Below are 13,913 nucleotides of genomic sequence, written 5' to 3' on the forward strand. Positions count from 1 at the left end.
CGTCGGAGCGTGCACCGGTCCCGGTCCACCGCGGTCGCGATCACCCTGATCGTCACCGCCCTGGTCGCGGCGTGGATCGGCGTCGAAGCGGTCCTGAAGGCCATCGGCCAGCCCCCGCTGCTGGCCGACCCGCAGACCATCGTCGACGCCGCCCTGCAGCCCGACGCCGCGTTCACGACCATCGCCGAGGTGATCGCCGCCGTCCTCGTGATCGTCGGGATCATCCTGATCGTCCTCGCGGTGGGGCCCGGCCGGCAGCCCCGCTCGGTCGTGGACCACGACCGGGGCGCGGTCGTGATCGACACCAGGATCCTGGCCTCCACCGCCGCGAACGCAGCAGCCCTCGCCGCCGGCGTCCCCGAGTCCAACACCAGCGCCTCCGCGAGGGGGCACCGCACCGAGGTGCGGGTGGTGCCCCTGTCCGGTATCCCCGTCGACACCCACGTCGTCCAGCAAGCCGTTCAGGACCGTCTCGGTCGGCTCGGCGGCAAGCACGGCACCCACGTGAAGGTGCACGTGGAGCAGAAGGGAACGCTGGCATGACCACCACCAACCGCACCCTGAACCGCATCATCCTGCTCCTGCTGGGCCTGGTCGCGGTCATCGTCGGGGTCACCATCGGCGCCGGGGTCCTCACCCCCGTCCGCGACGCCCTCCAGCCATACCTCACCCTGCCCGACAAGGTCACCGTCCCGGCGGCGTCGCTGTGGATCATCGCCGCCGTGTGCGCGGTCGTGATCGTCCTGGCGCTGATCGTGGTCTTCACCCGCGGCGGCGGCGGCACGTCCGTCGCTGCCCGCACGAAGACCGGGGACGACCAGGTCACCGTGAACGTCGCCCTCGTGCGGGACGTCATCGACCACGAACTCGACGGTGTCCGCGACGTCGTCGCCGCGAAGGTCGACACGTACACCGTCAAGCAGCAGCGCGCCGCACGGATCCGGGTCCACGTCCGCCGCGGCGGTGACGCCGTCACCGTCCTCGACGCCGTCGACCACGCCGTCAGCACCCTGGACACCACCCTCGGCCAGCAACTCCCGGTCCTGGTCCACCTCACCGGCGGCACCCGCACCGCACTGGCCAAGACCACCCGCGTCCACTAGGACGCCGGACCCCACCACCGCACCAACACCGGCCGGGAGACGCTCGACGTCTCCCGGCCGAGTGCTGCCCGGACGCCCTCGTCCGGTGATCCGTCATGCCCGCACAAGGAGGCACCCCGAATGGCACGGAAGAACACCCCCGGCGCGGTCAGCGCGTCGACCTCGGAGCAGCGCCGCGAGGACGCCGCGACCTGGAGCCCGCTCGCCCGCTACCTGTCCGAGTGCTTCGGCACGTTCCTGCTCGTCCTCGGCGGCGTCGGGACCGCGCTCTTCGCGGCGAACTTCCCGAGCGACACCGACAACCAGTCCGGCGTCGGCTTCCTCGGCGTCGCACTCGCGTTCGGCCTGACGCTCGTCGCCGGCATCGCCGCCGTCGGACACATCTCCGGCGGCCACTTCAACCCGGCCGTCACCCTCGGTCTCCTCGCCGCAGGGCGGACCGACGTCAAGCACGTCCCGGGCTACATCGTCTCGCAGGTCGTGGGCGGACTCGCCGCGACGAGCATCATCGCGGTCGTGCTCTCCGGCAAGGCCGGGGCCTTCTCCGCCGCGCACGACGCCGGCTTCGCGTCGAACGGCTTCGGCAGCGCGAGCCCGGGCGGCTACGACCTCGGCGCCGTCTTCCTGACCGAGGCCGTCCTGACCGGGGTCTTCATCGCGGTCATCCTGTCGATCACCGCGAAGCAGGAGTACCAGGCCCTCGCCCCGATCGGCATCGGTCTGACCCTGACCCTGATCCACCTCGTGAGCATCCCGATCAGCAACACCTCCGTGAACCCCGCACGTTCGATCGCGACCGCGGTCTACGGTGGGGCCACGCCGCTCGCCCAGCTGTGGGTGTTCATCGTCGCCCCGATCGTCGGCGGAATCGTCGCCGGCCTGATCGTCCGCGTCGGCGGACGCCGCCGCATCACGAGCTGACCCACCCCACGCGAGAGGAGACCACCGTGCGCAACCGCATCATCGTCATCGGAGCCATCGTCCTGATCGGTTTCTGGATCGGGTCCCGGTCCAACCGACCGGTCGTCAAGAAGACGAGCACCGCCGAGACGATCCGCAAGGCCTGGAACGACCCGCACGCGCGCAAGCAGCGCGCGAAGCTCCGCAAGAAGATCGAGAAGGCCGCGTCGCACTGACGGGCGCTCGCCCAGACGGACGGGAGGCACGGTGCCAGCTGGCACCGTGCCTCCCGTCCGTTGCGTGGTCGCGTCGCGACCGCCGCTACCGCTGTACCGCGTACCGGTGCAGCACCACGCCGTTGTCGAAGGCCTTCGTCTCGAGCAGGTCGAGCAGGAGCGGCGGGCGGGAGCCCGACGCCGGCGAGTCGAAGAGCGGTCGGCCGCGTCCGAGCACGGCGGGGTGCACGAACAGGAGCAGCTCGTCGATGAGCCCGGCGTCCAGGAGCTGCGTGGCGAGGTTCGCCCCGCCCACACCGACGTCCCCGGCACCCTCTGCGCGGATCCTCGCGAGCTCGGCGATCGCGTCCCCGTCGGCACCGATCACCCGCGTGTGGTGGTCGGCCTCGGTACGGGTCCGCGACACGAGGATCTTCGGCTGCGCGGTCCAGATCTCGCCGTACTCGCGTTCCACCGGCAGTGAGTCCTCGTCGGAGCGGGCGTCCGGCCAGTAGGGGTCCATCATCTCGCGGACGATCCGGCCCTCCACCGAGAGCGACATCGCGCGTGCGCGGTCGTTGAACTCCTGGTGCAGCTGCTCGTCGATCCGGACCCAGCCGGGGGCGTCGGGGCCGGCGTGCTCGCCCGCCTCAGCCTCGATGTACCCGTCCACCGAGACGTTCATCCAGTACACGAACCGTGCGGGCATGGGGACTCCTTCGTCGTGCCGGTTGCTCGTTGCTCGTCGACCGCGAGGGTAGCGCCCGCCGGCGACAGCCGTCAGTGCCCGCCGGTCGTCAGTCCTGGACGTGCTGCTCGGTGAGCGCCGCCGCGTAGGCCCGCACCGACCGGTGGTAGCGAGGGAGCGTCGGCTCGACGGCCTCGATCGCCACGCGCAGGGCCTCGTCGACCCGTCCGGCGCTGTGCAGTGCGAGCGCCAAGAACACCCGCGGCGCCGCACCGGTCGCCGGGTGCTCGTGGGCGTCCCGGAGCATCGCGATCGCCTCGTCGACGCGGCCGAGGTTCCGGAGCGTGGACGCGTGCTGCACCACCATCTGTGCGGCACGGTCCGGGTCGACCGTGTCCAGGCCCGCGGCGGTCGCTGCCGCGTAGTGACCGTGGGCGCCGGCCTCGTCGCCGCCGGAGTCGTGCGCGCCGCCGAGCTCGAACGCCCCCAGTGCCGGGTGCGGGGCCGTCGCCGCGAGCTCGCGCATCCGGTCGATGCGGTCGCGGTCGTCCACCGTCTCGTCGGCCCAGAGCGCGGCGACCCGCGCCTCCCACTCGTCGTCCCTGCTGTCCATCCGGCCACGGTAGCGGTGCGTGGTCCGGCCACCGAGCGCGGCTCGGCGGGCACGCGGCGCAGCGGGATGCGAAGATGCATCGTTGCCCACCGACAGGACGACAAGGAACCCATGGGACACGACGACGCCGCGCCGCTCCTCGACGGGCGCTACCGCCTCGGCGACGTGATCGGCCGCGGCGGCATGTCCGTCGTGTACCGCGCCACCGACGAGGTGCTGCACCGACCCGTCGCCGTGAAGCTGTTCAATCCCGGCACGGTCGACCTCGCCCGACAGGAGGCCGAGCTCGGCGTCCTCGCCGCGCTCGAGCACCACAACCTCGTCGGGCTGCTCGACGCCGGGGTCGTCGACGTCGTCGGCAGCGGGCCGCGCCGGTTCCTCGTGATGTCGCTCGTCGTCGGGCAGGACCTCGAGGAACGGCTCGAGGTCGCCCCGCTCGCTCCGAAGCACATCGCCGAGGTCGGCTACGACATGGCCGAGGCGCTCGACTACATCCACGCCCACGGCGTCGTGCACCGGGACATCAAGCCCTCGAACATCCTGCTCGTCGACTACGGCAACGGCTCCGACCGTGCCCGCGCGCGCCTGACCGACTTCGGGATCGCCCTCGCGGCCGGGGTCGAGCGGCTCACCGCGGACGGTGTGACGACGGGTACCGCCGCGTACCTCAGCCCGGAGCAGGCCCGCGGCGGCGACGTCGGACCCGCGACGGACGTCTACTCGCTCGGCCTCGTGCTGCTGCAGTGCTTCACCCGGCGCCGGGAGTTCCCCGGCTCGCTCGTCGAGTCCGCGATCGCGCGCCTGACCCGCGACCCGGTGGTGCCCGAGCCGCTCCCCGAGCACTGGAAGCACGTGCTCCGGGCGATGACCGCGCAGGACCCGACGGCCCGGCCGCTCGGCGCCCAGCTCGTCACGATGCTCCGCGACGTCGTCATCGCCGAGACCGCGACCGCGCAGCCCGAGCAGCCCTCCGCTGCGGCACCGGCGCACCCGACGGCAGCAGATCCGGCTCCCGCGGCCGCCGACGCCCGTCCGGCGACGCTCGACTCCCTGCCCGAGGAGTCCCTCCAGCGCACCGTCGCCATGGCCGCGCGCCTGTTCGACGCCCCGATCGCCCTCGTCGACGTGCTCGACGACGACCGCGAGTGGACGCAGTCCTGGATCGCCGAGGGGGTCGACGAGGCCGCGCGCAACATCACCTTCCGCAACGGCTTCGCCCCCGTGCCGGTGCCCGTCGTGATCCCCGACGGCGCCGCACACCCGGAGATGCGCCAGAGCCCGCTCGTCACCGGGCCACTCGGTCTCCGGTTCTACGTGAGCGTCCCGCTGCTCCGCCACGACGGCACCGCAGTCGGCACCCTGGCCGTGCTCGACACCCGCCCGCGCGAGGCGACCGAGGCCGACCTCGCGAACCTCCGGGACCTCGCGGCCCTGGCGGTCACGCAGCTCGAGCTCCGTCGCGAGTCCCTACGCACCACGAGCGACGCCCTCCCGGTGCAGCAGTCCGGCGCCTGACGGCCACCACCGGTCGGCTGCTGCGGACCGTCACGCTTCGTCGCGGACCGTCACCCGGAAGGACCGCACCAGGGGTGCGTCGGGCTCCACCACGACGGGGGCGTCCCACGCCAGCGCCGACCCGACCGCCGGGTACCCAGCGACCCGCACGAACCACGGGTCCGCGTGGCCCAGGGCCTCGAACCGCACCGACGCACGCGCCCCTGACCCGTGCCGCCCGTCGAACGTCCCGGTCCACTCCACCCAGGGTGCGACGGCCCCGTGCACGGCATCCTCGCCCACGGCGGTCGACGTCCGCACGGCGACGTCGTCACACGGCGCGAACCGCCACGTGAAGCCCCCGTACCCGGCTCCCGCACGGCCGTGACTCCCCGGGCTCCCGAGTCGGACGGGCGACGACCCCGGCGCGCGGAACGCCGACGTCCACCCGAGCACCCAGCCGGAGCCCGAAGCGACCCAGGTCAGCGTCCGCGTCTCCCGCAGCACCACCGCGCCGCCCGAGCCGGTCCAGCGCAGGTCCTGGGTGAGCGTCCCGGCACCGTCCGAGGCCCCCGCGACGACGGCCCGCCCGTGGTCGTCGCGTTCCTCGTACCCGGTGGGGTGCACGTACGTCGGCCCGCCCCAGCAGTTCACGCGGTCGACGTCGGGCACCGCCGTCCCGACACCGCAGTGCCACGGGTGATCGTCCGGCCGCGCGTCGGTCAGCACCGTGCCCGCGAGGGTCAGCACCGGGTGCAGGAACGGCCGCGGGCTCCACGCGACCGGGCTCGCACCGCCGTCGACGAGCGTCGCGACCGTGGTCCCGCCGACCTCGAGCGTGCGCAGGACCCGGTCGACCGCGGTGTGCTCCACGCGCTGCAGGCTACGCCCGGCGCCGGACGAGGACCACGCTGTCCTCGGTCTCGTGCGTCGTGCCGTCGGCGGTGGTCGTCGTCCGCGGTCGGCGCTCCGCGGACAGCACGGCCCAAGCCGCCGGACCGCCCGCCGCCGGACCGCCCGCCGCCGGACCGCCCGCCGCCGGACCGCCCGCCGCCGGGTCGTCCGCCGTCGCCTCGTCGCTGCCGAGCACCGCAGCGAGGTCCTCCTCCGGCGTCGGGAACCGGTACGCCCGCATCTCCTCGGGCAGGTCCCCGTGCGGCGGTGCGGCGTGCGCCGTGACGAGCAGGTGCCCGCCCGGCGCGACGAACCCGGCCGCCCGGCGGAGGATCGCCGCCCGCGGGATCTCGACCGGCCACGACTGCAGGAACGACGCCGTCACGAGGTCGTACCGCTCGTCGTCCTCGGGTGCCCACGTGGCCAGGTCCGCCGCGACGAACGTCGTCCGTCCGTCCACACCGGCGGCCGCTGCCGCTCGTCCGGCGCGCGCGACCGCCGTGGCGGACAGGTCGACGCCGGTCGCCGTCCACCCCTGCTCCGCCAGCCAGACCACGTCGCCGCCCTCGCCGCACCCCAGGTCCAGCGCCCGCCCCGCGGGCAGGTCCGCGGCCACCGCGGCGAGCACGGCGTTCACCCGACCGGACCAGATCCCCTCGCTGCCGGCGTAGCGCGCCTCCCACCAGTCGCGTGCGTCCTGTTCGTCCATCAGCCCAGTGCACCCCGTCGCACCCGCCCGGCGCAAGCGCCGTTGCCGACCTGGCAACACGCGCCCCGGCACACCTCACGCGCTCAGCGACANTTCACGGCGGCGGCCGCCCGTGAAGTGTCGCCCAGCCCGTACAGTCAGCCTCCGGACCGCCCAGCCCACGACCGGACGGGAGGCGCGCCACCAGCCCGCCCCGCCGCCCGCGGACCGTCCGGCCCGGCCCACCACCGGACGGGAGGCACGCCATCAGCCCGCCCCGCGCCTCCCGTCCGTCACCCGTCCGGTCCGCCGGACGCGACCCGCTCCCGTCAGGTCGCCCGCGCCGCGAGCAGGGTGCCGAGCGCGGCCGCCGCGCGGTCCGCCCCGTCCACCGTCACGAGCCGCGCCGACCCGCCCGTCGTCTCGACGACCAGCCCCGGACCCGACCGCGCGACGTACGCGACCCCGCGCCCGCTGACCCGGTAGCCCCAACCGCCCCACTGCCCGGGGGAGACCTGCTCCCACCCACAGGTGTCGATCCGCTCGAGCGGCACACGCATGAGCGGGACGCGCGTCAGCGCGGACACCACCCGGAGCCCCCGGCGGTCGACCGTCACCTCGACCCGGGCGAGCACGAGCGTCGACGCCCCGGCGACCACCGCGACCACCGCCGTCGTGACCGCACCGCCGGTCTCACCGCGCACGCCGAGCAGCACCGCGACCGTGCAGCCCGTCGCGAGCACGAGCACGCCGATCACCCCGAAGACCGCGCTGCCGGTGCGGCCCCGCCACGCGACCCGGGCGTCCGGACCGACCCGGAGCGGTTCCGCACTCCCGCGCTCGATCGGCGCAGCGGCGCGCCGCAGCACGACGAGCGGCACGACTCCGGCGACGCCACCGACGAGCAGCGCCGGCACCGTCGACCACCCGGAGAACGTCGGATCGGGGTCCTGGGCGATCACCGCGAGCCAGACCCAGGTCACGACGAGGATCCCGGTGAGCAGGTTCCCGACGAGCACGACGAGTCCCGCGGTCCGTCGGTCCCGCGCGCGGAGTGCCCACAGTGACATGGCGACGGCTGCGGCGGCGACGGCGGCCGTGACCCAGAAGAACGGCCACGGCGAGCCGTACCCGTCGGGCTGTCCGTCGCCGCCGAAGTGCTGCGCGATCCGAGCGGGCAGCGTCGGCCCGAGCACCGCAGCGGCCACCACGAGCCCGGCGAACAGTGCCGCCCCAGGGGCCACCACCGCCGTGCGGGCCCCTCGGTCGATCGGTCGTGTCGTCATCGTTCCCCCTTGATCATGGTGAGCAGGTCGTCGAGCGGGACCCCGAGGGTCTCCGCCTGGTTCCGGAGCTCCGCGACGAGCGACCGCAGCTGGTCGAACGAGGCGTGCCCCGAGCGGATCACGGTGGCGCCGCGGCCGCGACGGAGCTCGATGAGCCCGTCCTCCTGCAGGCGCGCGTAGGCGCGGAGCACCGTGTGCACGTTGACGTCGACCGACGCCGCGAGGTCCCGCGCCGGCGGCAGGCGCTCGCCGGTCCGCAGGTCGCCCCGCGCGATCGCGAGCCGCACCTGTGCGGCGATCTGATCCGCGAGCGTGGTGCGCGCAGACGGGTCGACGGTGATCAGCATGTTCGCATTCTATGCAAACAATGTGTCGAGCGTCGAGGTCGTCCGACGGCACCGTTCGGGACGTTCGACCGGACCGACCACCCGCCGTCGTGCGGCCGCTCCTGTCCGGAACGTCCAGCATGCGCGGACTGGCAACCGGCTCCACGTGGAAGCACCGCTGTCCGCGTAGCGTGCCGACCACGACAGTCCGAGAGCGTCCACACCGTGTCGGCGGCCCGTGGCACAGGCCGACCGGGGCGACGCGTGCGACGCGTGATGCAGGGAGCACGTCGATGTCGGAGTACGAGTCGGACCAGCGCGTCGAGCCGGTCCACATCACCACCTACCGCCACCTCCGCCGCGCGGTGCGCCGCGGCTGGGCACTGCCCGAGCCACCGACCGCGCCGTCGCTGGCCGACCTGACGCGGGTGCGCGTCCGTGGCCGGACGGAGCGGACGTGAGCACCGTGGCGGCGCGCGCGGACTCGGCGCACCCGGCTCCGCTGCGCCCGGACCGCACGGCCGTCTCCGAGGGGCCGGTCAGCGTCCGTCGGGTCGCCGTGCACGAGGTGCACCGCAGCGGCACCGAGCCCGAGGCCGCACGCGAGCTCCTCGAGCAGGTCTACGGCGGGCGGGACGTCGTCATCGCCCCCGACGGCCCCTTCCACTTCCGCTACCGCTCCACGGGCGACGACCGGGTCAGCCTCCGGACGTCGTCCGTGACCGCCCGGCGGAGCGGTGTGCTCGCGCCCGGTCGCCAGTACGTCCTCGCGTGGTCGGTCGAGGGCGGCGTCGTCATCGACCCCGACCGCGAGGACGGCGTGACCCTCCGGCCCGGCGTGCCCGTGATGGTCCCCGCCGGACGGCCCTTCGCGACCACGGCGCCCCCGGGGACGATGCACCTCGTCCACTTCGACGCGGACTTCCTCGAGGCCGTCGCCGTCGTCGGCACCGCGCGCGTCCCGGTGCCGCTGGCCTTCCCCGCATCGGTGCCCTCCACCCACCTGGAGTCGCTGCAGACGACCCTGCGCGAGGTCGCTCCCGCCATGCTCGACACCGCCGTGGTGGACGGCGACCGGGCGGTCCTCGACCTCCGGTTGGCCGAGGCGGTGCTCGCGGCGTTCCGTCCCGAACCGGACGGCGGGCAGCCGGACGTCCCGGTCGACGCCATCGATCGCGCGAAGGCGCACATGTACGCCCACTTCGGCGTCCCGCTCACCGCCGCCGACATCGCCGGCGCCGCCGACGTCAGCGTCCGCACGCTGCAGGAGACCTTCCAACGCGTGGAGGGCACCACCCCGACCGCCTTCCTCCGGGACCTCCGGCTCGGCAAGGCACGCGTCGCCCTCCAGCTCGCCGACGTCCGCGAGACCTCCGTCGCGGCCGTCGCCTTCTCGTGCGGCTTCCGCCACATGGGTCGGTTCTCCGGGTCGTACGCCGGACGGTACGGCGAGCACCCCGGCGACACACTGCGCGGGCAGCGGCGCCGCATCGCGGTCGCCGGCGGTCCGGTCCGCACCGTCGGCTGACGGACCCTGCGTGGTCACGCAGGTCGGACGGGAGGCTCGGGGTGCGTCCATCGGCGCACCCCGGTCCGTCCACTGGTCGCGTGGGTACCGTCGAGGGATGCAGACCGGATCAGCCCCCGCGACCGGCACCGGACGTGTCGCGAACACCGTGCGCGGCACGGGCGCACCGGTCCTCGTCCTGCACGGCACCCCCGGCAGCCTGGAGGGCGCGGAGGCGATGGCCCGATTCCTGCCGTCCGACCGCTTCCGGGTCGTCGCGGTCGCCCGCCCCGGGTACGCCGGGACCCCGATCATCCCCGGGCACGCGTCCCTCGACGACGAGGCCGACCGCTACGCCGCCCTCCTGGACGACCTGGGCGTCGACCGCACCGCGGTGCTCGCCTGGTCCGGCGGCGGTCCGTCGGCGTACCACTTCGCCGCCCGGCACCCCGACCGGGTCAGCGCCCTCGTCGTGACGGCCGGCCTCTCCGGACACTGGGTGCCGCCGCACGCGTCGCCGGCGGAGTGGTTCGTCGCGCGGACCCGACTCGGCGGCGCGCTCGCCGCGATCGCTGGGCACGTCGTCCCGCGCGCGGTCGTCGGCACCGTCGTCGCGGGCGTGAGCTCGCTCCGGGGTGCGGCGCTGCGGGCGCACGTGCGCGACGTCCTGCACGACCCGGTCCGCCGCACCACCGTGCTCGACCTCGCGACGAGCGGGAACGCCGCCGGAGCGCACCGCGCCGGATGGGAGAACGACGTCCGGGTCCTGGGTGCGCTGGAGCGGCTCGACCTCGCCGCCGTCCGGACGCCGACGCTGCTCCTGCACGGCGACGCGGACACCGACGTCGACCCGGCGCACAGCCGTCGCGCGCTCGCCGAGGTACCGGGTGCCGAGCTCGTGACGCTCCCGGGTGGGACCCACTTCGCGCTCTGGGACCACGCGGACTCGGTCGCGGTGCAGCAGCGCGTCGCGGAGCGCCTGGCGCGCTGACGGCCCGTGGCCCCAGGGCTCCTTGTGACCGGAGCATCCGGGGGACGGAACGGGGGACACGCGGTGGCGGATCGTCCCCCGTGTCCTCGGTACCGACTGGGCTGACGCGCCGAGACTGTGACGAACCGCAGGAACCGGCAGGCGCTGCCCAGGCGGACCCAGGTTCGTGACCAATACGTTACACAACCGAGTCGCTCGCTCGACCCGGAAGGAACCATGGGACGTCACGCCCTGCCCGCAGCCCCCGACGGCACCGAGTCGGCGCGCCCGCAGCGCGTCGCCACGACCCCTGAGACCCCGGCCGACCTGCCGCCGACGCTGCGTCGTCCGCGCGGTCGGCGCGCGGCTCCGGTCGTCTCGGTCCAGGCACCCGCCCTCCCGGCTCCGGCCGTCTCGGCCCTGGGCACCGCGGTCGACCAGGCCCGCGCGGCCCGCACCGTCGACGCTCCGCTCGCGGCCATCGCTCCGGCCGTCCGACGTCCCGCCCGCACCGCGCCCCGCCCGGTGGCCTCGACGGCCGTCGCCGGCTCGGTGGTGCTCTCCCGGTCCGCTGCCCTGCGCGCCGAGCGTGCCGCCGACCCGCGGCACATCCGCCGCGCGGCGAACGCCAAGCGTGCCGCCCTGCTGCTGGCACCGGCCCTCGCGGTCACCTCGAGCCTGACGCTGACCCTCCCCGCGAGCGCCGACCCGATGACCGGCGCCGACCGCTCGGCGACGTCGACGTCCCACACCGACCAGGCCGCGTTCGGGCACGAGGCGAACCAGTCCTACACGGTCGCCCGTGACGTCGAGGTCCCCGTCGTGCAGACCGACGGCATGACCACCACGACGACGATCGTGTCCTACCCGACGATCGTGACGAAGTACGGGGTCACCACCCAGCAGGCCGAGGACGCGATCTCGAAGGTCCTGTCCGCCGGCGGCAAGCGCGCGACGATCGTCTCGACGGCGCTGCAGTACATGGGTGACCCGTACCTCGAGGGCGGCGCGAGCCACTCCGGCATCGACTGCTCCGGGCTGACGATGGTCGCCTACGCAGCCGTCGGCATCCCGCTCGTGCACTACGTCCCGTCGCAGGACGCCGTGGCGACGACGATCCCCGAGTCCGAGGCCCAGCCCGGTGACCTCGTGGTGTTCGACAACGAGGACCACGTCGGCATCTACCTCGGCTACGGCGTCGTGCTGCAGGCCCCGCACCCGGGCGACCCGGTCGACATCGTGCCGGTGTACCCGAACGCCCACCACTTCGCCCGGCTGCTGCCCGCGGGGGAGTGACCGCAGGGGAGTGACCCGTTCCCGACGGGTTGCACTCCTCCCGTAAGCTGGAGAGATGGCCACCGAGACCCGCACCCCGTTCGAAGAGCAGCGCTCCGCTCGTCCGCAGGTGCGCCCGCGCACCGAGGGCTGGACCCAGGCGCAGGACTCCGAGGGCCGTCCCCTCCTGCAGTTCGCGTCGCCGAAGCGCGGCAAGCCGCCCGTGCACCTCGCCGACCTGACCGTGGAGGAGCGCGTCGAGCGGGTGAAGGAGCTCGGCCTGCCGGGCTTCCGCGCGAAGCAGCTCTCGACGCACTACTTCACGCACTACTCGTCCGACCCGGCGACGATGACCGACCTGCCGGCCGCCCAGCGCGACGAACTCGTCGCGGGGATGCTGCCGCCCCTCCTCACCGAGACACGGCGTCTCGCGACGGACAAGGGCGACACGATCAAGTTCCTCTGGAAGCTGCACGACGGCGCCCTGGTCGAGTCGGTGCTCATGCGGTACCCGGGCCGCATCACGCTCTGCGTCTCGTCACAGGCCGGCTGCGGGATGAACTGCCCGTTCTGCGCGACCGGACAGGCGGGCCTCACCCGGAACATGTCGACGGCCGAGATCATCGAGCAGATCGTCCGGGCGAACGCGGCCATCGCCGCGGGGGAGCTCGGGGGCGACCCGCGTAAGGGCGGCCAGGACCGCGTCGACGCCGAGCGCGTCACGAACGTCGTGTTCATGGGCATGGGGGAGCCGCTCGCGAACTACAAGCGCGTGATGGACGCCGTCCGGACCATGGTCGCGCCGCAGCCGAACGGCCTCGGGATGAGCGCCCGCGGCATCACGGTCTCGACCGTCGGCCTGGTCCCGGCGATCAAGAAGCTCGCGGACGAGAACATCCCCGTGACCTTCGCGCTGTCCCTGCACGCCCCCGACGACGAGCTCCGCGACGAGCTCATCCCGGTCAACTCCCGGTGGAAGGCCGACGAGGCGATCGACGCCGCGCACGAGTACTACGCCAAGACGGGTCGGCGGGTCTCGATCGAGTACGCGCTCATCAAGGACATGAACGACCACGCCTGGCGTGCCGACCTGCTCGCCGAGAAGCTCAACGCCCGCGGCAAGGGCTGGGTGCACGTCAACCCCATCCCGCTCAACCCGACGCCCGGTTCGGTCTGGACCTCGTCGGAGCCGCACGTGCAGGACGAGTTCGTCCGCCGACTCAACGCCGCCGGCATCCCGACGACCCTGCGCGACACCCGCGGCAAGGAGATCGACGGCGCGTGCGGCCAGTTGGCTGCGGCCGAGTAGACGGCTGGTCGGGTCACGGCCAGGAGGCACGGTGCGGTTCCGCACCGTGCCTCTCGTCGTTCCCGGTGCCGGCCCGTCCCGAGCGGCGTCGGGCCGACACGCCCGGGATGCAACCGCTGTTGGCGCTGCTGTTCACCTCTGCGTAAAGTAATCACTCGTTGCCGCTGAGGCGGAGAACGGAACGGCCGGTTGGTTCGGTTCCGAGTCTCGCCCGGGCAGCGAACTTCCAGCCCCTCTGTTGAGGTCCGGTGTTACCGGGCTGATTGGTGGGTGCGTCTGGTCCTTGAGAACTCAACAGCGTGCACATTGTCAATGCCAATTATTTTGACCCCGTGCGATCGCGGCTCTTTTGGGGGTTGCGGTTGTCGGAGGCAATTCCTTTTGGATTGAATTGATTGTCAGTAGACAGTCTTTACAGTCAGTTTCAACTCGCTGACGCTTTCGGGTGTTGGTTGTATTTTTTTACGGAGAGTTTGATCCTGGCTCAGGACGAACGCTGGCGGCGTGCTTAACACATGCAAGTCGAACGATGATGCCCAGCTTGCTGGGTGGATTAGTGGCGAACGGGTGAGTAACACGTGAGTAACCTGCCCCTGACTCTGGGATAAGCGTTGGAAACGACGTCTAATACTGGATATGACTGCC

The 13,913-nt window shown here is 73.3% G+C and carries 16 protein-coding genes and 1 other annotated feature (1 of these 17 cut by a window edge); of the genes, 10 read left to right on the forward strand and 6 right to left on the reverse strand.

Features of this window, described 5'->3' with window-relative positions:
- The 4 genes from HUN59_RS09775 to HUN59_RS09790 form a co-directional block, all read left to right on the forward strand.
- Positions 1-543: DUF6286 domain-containing protein (locus HUN59_RS09775; RefSeq protein WP_217483535.1), on the forward strand; the 543-nt coding region annotated here is incomplete at its 5' end.
- Positions 540-1,103, forward strand: coding sequence for a hypothetical protein (locus tag HUN59_RS09780; RefSeq protein WP_174778217.1), 564 nt, complete (start codon positions 540-542; stop codon positions 1,101-1,103). The genes HUN59_RS09775 and HUN59_RS09780, both read left to right, overlap by 4 nt.
- Positions 1,104-1,223: 120 nt before the next feature.
- Positions 1,224-2,024: an aquaporin Z gene (gene aqpZ, locus HUN59_RS09785; protein WP_174778218.1), complete on the forward strand. Its 801-nt coding sequence runs from the start codon at positions 1,224-1,226 to the stop codon at positions 2,022-2,024.
- 26 nt (positions 2,025-2,050) lie between these two features.
- Positions 2,051-2,239 carry a hypothetical protein gene (locus HUN59_RS09790; RefSeq protein WP_058743411.1) on the forward strand — a complete coding sequence of 63 codons (189 nt, stop codon included), beginning with the start codon at positions 2,051-2,053 and terminating at the stop codon, positions 2,237-2,239.
- 85 nt (positions 2,240-2,324) lie between these two features.
- Here HUN59_RS09790 and HUN59_RS09795 read toward each other — a convergent pair whose 3' ends face one another.
- Positions 2,325-2,927, reverse strand: coding sequence for a dihydrofolate reductase family protein (locus tag HUN59_RS09795; RefSeq protein ID WP_174778219.1), 603 nt, complete (start codon positions 2,925-2,927; stop codon positions 2,325-2,327).
- 88 nt (positions 2,928-3,015) lie between these two features.
- Positions 3,016-3,519 (reverse strand): tetratricopeptide repeat protein, encoded by a 504-nt coding sequence (locus HUN59_RS09800; protein WP_174778220.1) that lies wholly within the window; start codon positions 3,517-3,519, stop codon positions 3,016-3,018.
- 111 nt (positions 3,520-3,630) lie between these two features.
- On the opposite strand from HUN59_RS09800, the gene HUN59_RS09805 reads away from it, so the two are divergent.
- On the forward strand, positions 3,631-5,034 hold the full coding sequence (locus HUN59_RS09805) for a protein kinase domain-containing protein (protein WP_174778221.1): 1,404 nt from the start codon (positions 3,631-3,633) through the stop codon (positions 5,032-5,034).
- A gap of 30 nt (positions 5,035-5,064) precedes the next feature.
- Here HUN59_RS09805 and HUN59_RS09810 read toward each other — a convergent pair whose 3' ends face one another.
- The 4 genes from HUN59_RS09810 to HUN59_RS09825 form a co-directional block, all read right to left on the reverse strand.
- Entirely contained in the window at positions 5,065-5,886 is an 822-nt protein-coding gene (locus tag HUN59_RS09810; protein WP_174778222.1) for a PmoA family protein, read from the reverse strand.
- Between the two features lie 10 nt (positions 5,887-5,896).
- Positions 5,897-6,616: a class I SAM-dependent methyltransferase gene (locus tag HUN59_RS09815; RefSeq protein WP_174778223.1), complete on the reverse strand. Its 720-nt coding sequence runs from the start codon at positions 6,614-6,616 to the stop codon at positions 5,897-5,899.
- A gap of 308 nt (positions 6,617-6,924) precedes the next feature.
- Complete coding sequence (locus HUN59_RS09820) at positions 6,925-7,881, reverse strand: DUF1648 domain-containing protein (protein WP_174778224.1); 957 nt, start codon at positions 7,879-7,881, stop codon at positions 6,925-6,927.
- The gene (locus tag HUN59_RS09825) at positions 7,878-8,228 is read right to left on the reverse strand and encodes a GntR family transcriptional regulator (RefSeq protein ID WP_174778225.1); all 351 of its coding nucleotides are present in this window, start codon (positions 8,226-8,228) and stop codon (positions 7,878-7,880) included. The genes HUN59_RS09820 and HUN59_RS09825 overlap by 4 nt, the downstream gene beginning before the upstream one ends.
- Before the next feature lie 272 nt (positions 8,229-8,500).
- On the opposite strand from HUN59_RS09825, the gene HUN59_RS09830 reads away from it, so the two are divergent.
- The 5 genes from HUN59_RS09830 to rlmN all read left to right on the forward strand — a co-directional run bounded on the left by HUN59_RS09830 (position 8,501) and on the right by rlmN (position 13,268).
- Positions 8,501-8,668 (forward strand): hypothetical protein, encoded by a 168-nt coding sequence (locus tag HUN59_RS09830; protein ID WP_174778226.1) that lies wholly within the window; start codon positions 8,501-8,503, stop codon positions 8,666-8,668.
- Positions 8,665-9,735: a helix-turn-helix transcriptional regulator gene (locus tag HUN59_RS09835; protein ID WP_174778227.1), complete on the forward strand. Its 1,071-nt coding sequence runs from the start codon at positions 8,665-8,667 to the stop codon at positions 9,733-9,735. The genes HUN59_RS09830 and HUN59_RS09835 overlap by 4 nt, the downstream gene beginning before the upstream one ends.
- A gap of 97 nt (positions 9,736-9,832) precedes the next feature.
- Positions 9,833-10,705, forward strand: coding sequence for an alpha/beta fold hydrolase (locus HUN59_RS09840; RefSeq protein WP_174778228.1), 873 nt, complete (start codon positions 9,833-9,835; stop codon positions 10,703-10,705).
- A gap of 216 nt (positions 10,706-10,921) precedes the next feature.
- Entirely contained in the window at positions 10,922-11,980 is a 1,059-nt protein-coding gene (locus HUN59_RS19670; protein WP_254629849.1) for a C40 family peptidase, read from the forward strand.
- Between the two features lie 55 nt (positions 11,981-12,035).
- Positions 12,036-13,268, forward strand: coding sequence for a 23S rRNA (adenine(2503)-C(2))-methyltransferase RlmN (rlmN, locus tag HUN59_RS09850; RefSeq protein WP_174778229.1), 1,233 nt, complete (start codon positions 12,036-12,038; stop codon positions 13,266-13,268).
- Positions 13,269-13,767: 499 nt separating this feature from the next.
- Positions 13,768-13,913 (forward strand) — a sequence feature (16S ribosomal RNA rRNA prediction is too short); it runs 180 nt beyond the window's last position.

This window comes from Curtobacterium sp. Csp2 (assembly GCF_013347165.1).

What these genes read in the sequence shown, in the direction of transcription:
- HUN59_RS09820 (WP_174778224.1), bottom strand. Translation starts at nt 7,881, where the DNA reads ATGACGACACGACCGATCGACCGAGGGGCCCGCACGGCGGTGGTGGCC.
- aqpZ (WP_174778218.1), top strand. Translation starts at nt 1,224, where the DNA reads ATGGCACGGAAGAACACCCCCGGCGCGGTCAGCGCGTCGACCTCGGAG.
- HUN59_RS19670 (WP_254629849.1), top strand. Translation starts at nt 10,922, where the DNA reads ATGGGACGTCACGCCCTGCCCGCAGCCCCCGACGGCACCGAGTCGGCG.
- HUN59_RS09795 (WP_174778219.1), bottom strand. Translation starts at nt 2,927, where the DNA reads ATGCCCGCACGGTTCGTGTACTGGATGAACGTCTCGGTGGACGGGTAC.
- HUN59_RS09825 (WP_174778225.1), bottom strand. Translation starts at nt 8,228, where the DNA reads ATGCTGATCACCGTCGACCCGTCTGCGCGCACCACGCTCGCGGATCAG.
- HUN59_RS09805 (WP_174778221.1), top strand. Translation starts at nt 3,631, where the DNA reads ATGGGACACGACGACGCCGCGCCGCTCCTCGACGGGCGCTACCGCCTC.
- rlmN (WP_174778229.1), top strand. Translation starts at nt 12,036, where the DNA reads ATGGCCACCGAGACCCGCACCCCGTTCGAAGAGCAGCGCTCCGCTCGT.
- HUN59_RS09830 (WP_174778226.1), top strand. Translation starts at nt 8,501, where the DNA reads ATGTCGGAGTACGAGTCGGACCAGCGCGTCGAGCCGGTCCACATCACC.
- HUN59_RS09840 (WP_174778228.1), top strand. Translation starts at nt 9,833, where the DNA reads ATGCAGACCGGATCAGCCCCCGCGACCGGCACCGGACGTGTCGCGAAC.
- HUN59_RS09815 (WP_174778223.1), bottom strand. Translation starts at nt 6,616, where the DNA reads ATGGACGAACAGGACGCACGCGACTGGTGGGAGGCGCGCTACGCCGGC.
- HUN59_RS09780 (WP_174778217.1), top strand. Translation starts at nt 540, where the DNA reads ATGACCACCACCAACCGCACCCTGAACCGCATCATCCTGCTCCTGCTG.
- HUN59_RS09800 (WP_174778220.1), bottom strand. Translation starts at nt 3,519, where the DNA reads ATGGACAGCAGGGACGACGAGTGGGAGGCGCGGGTCGCCGCGCTCTGG.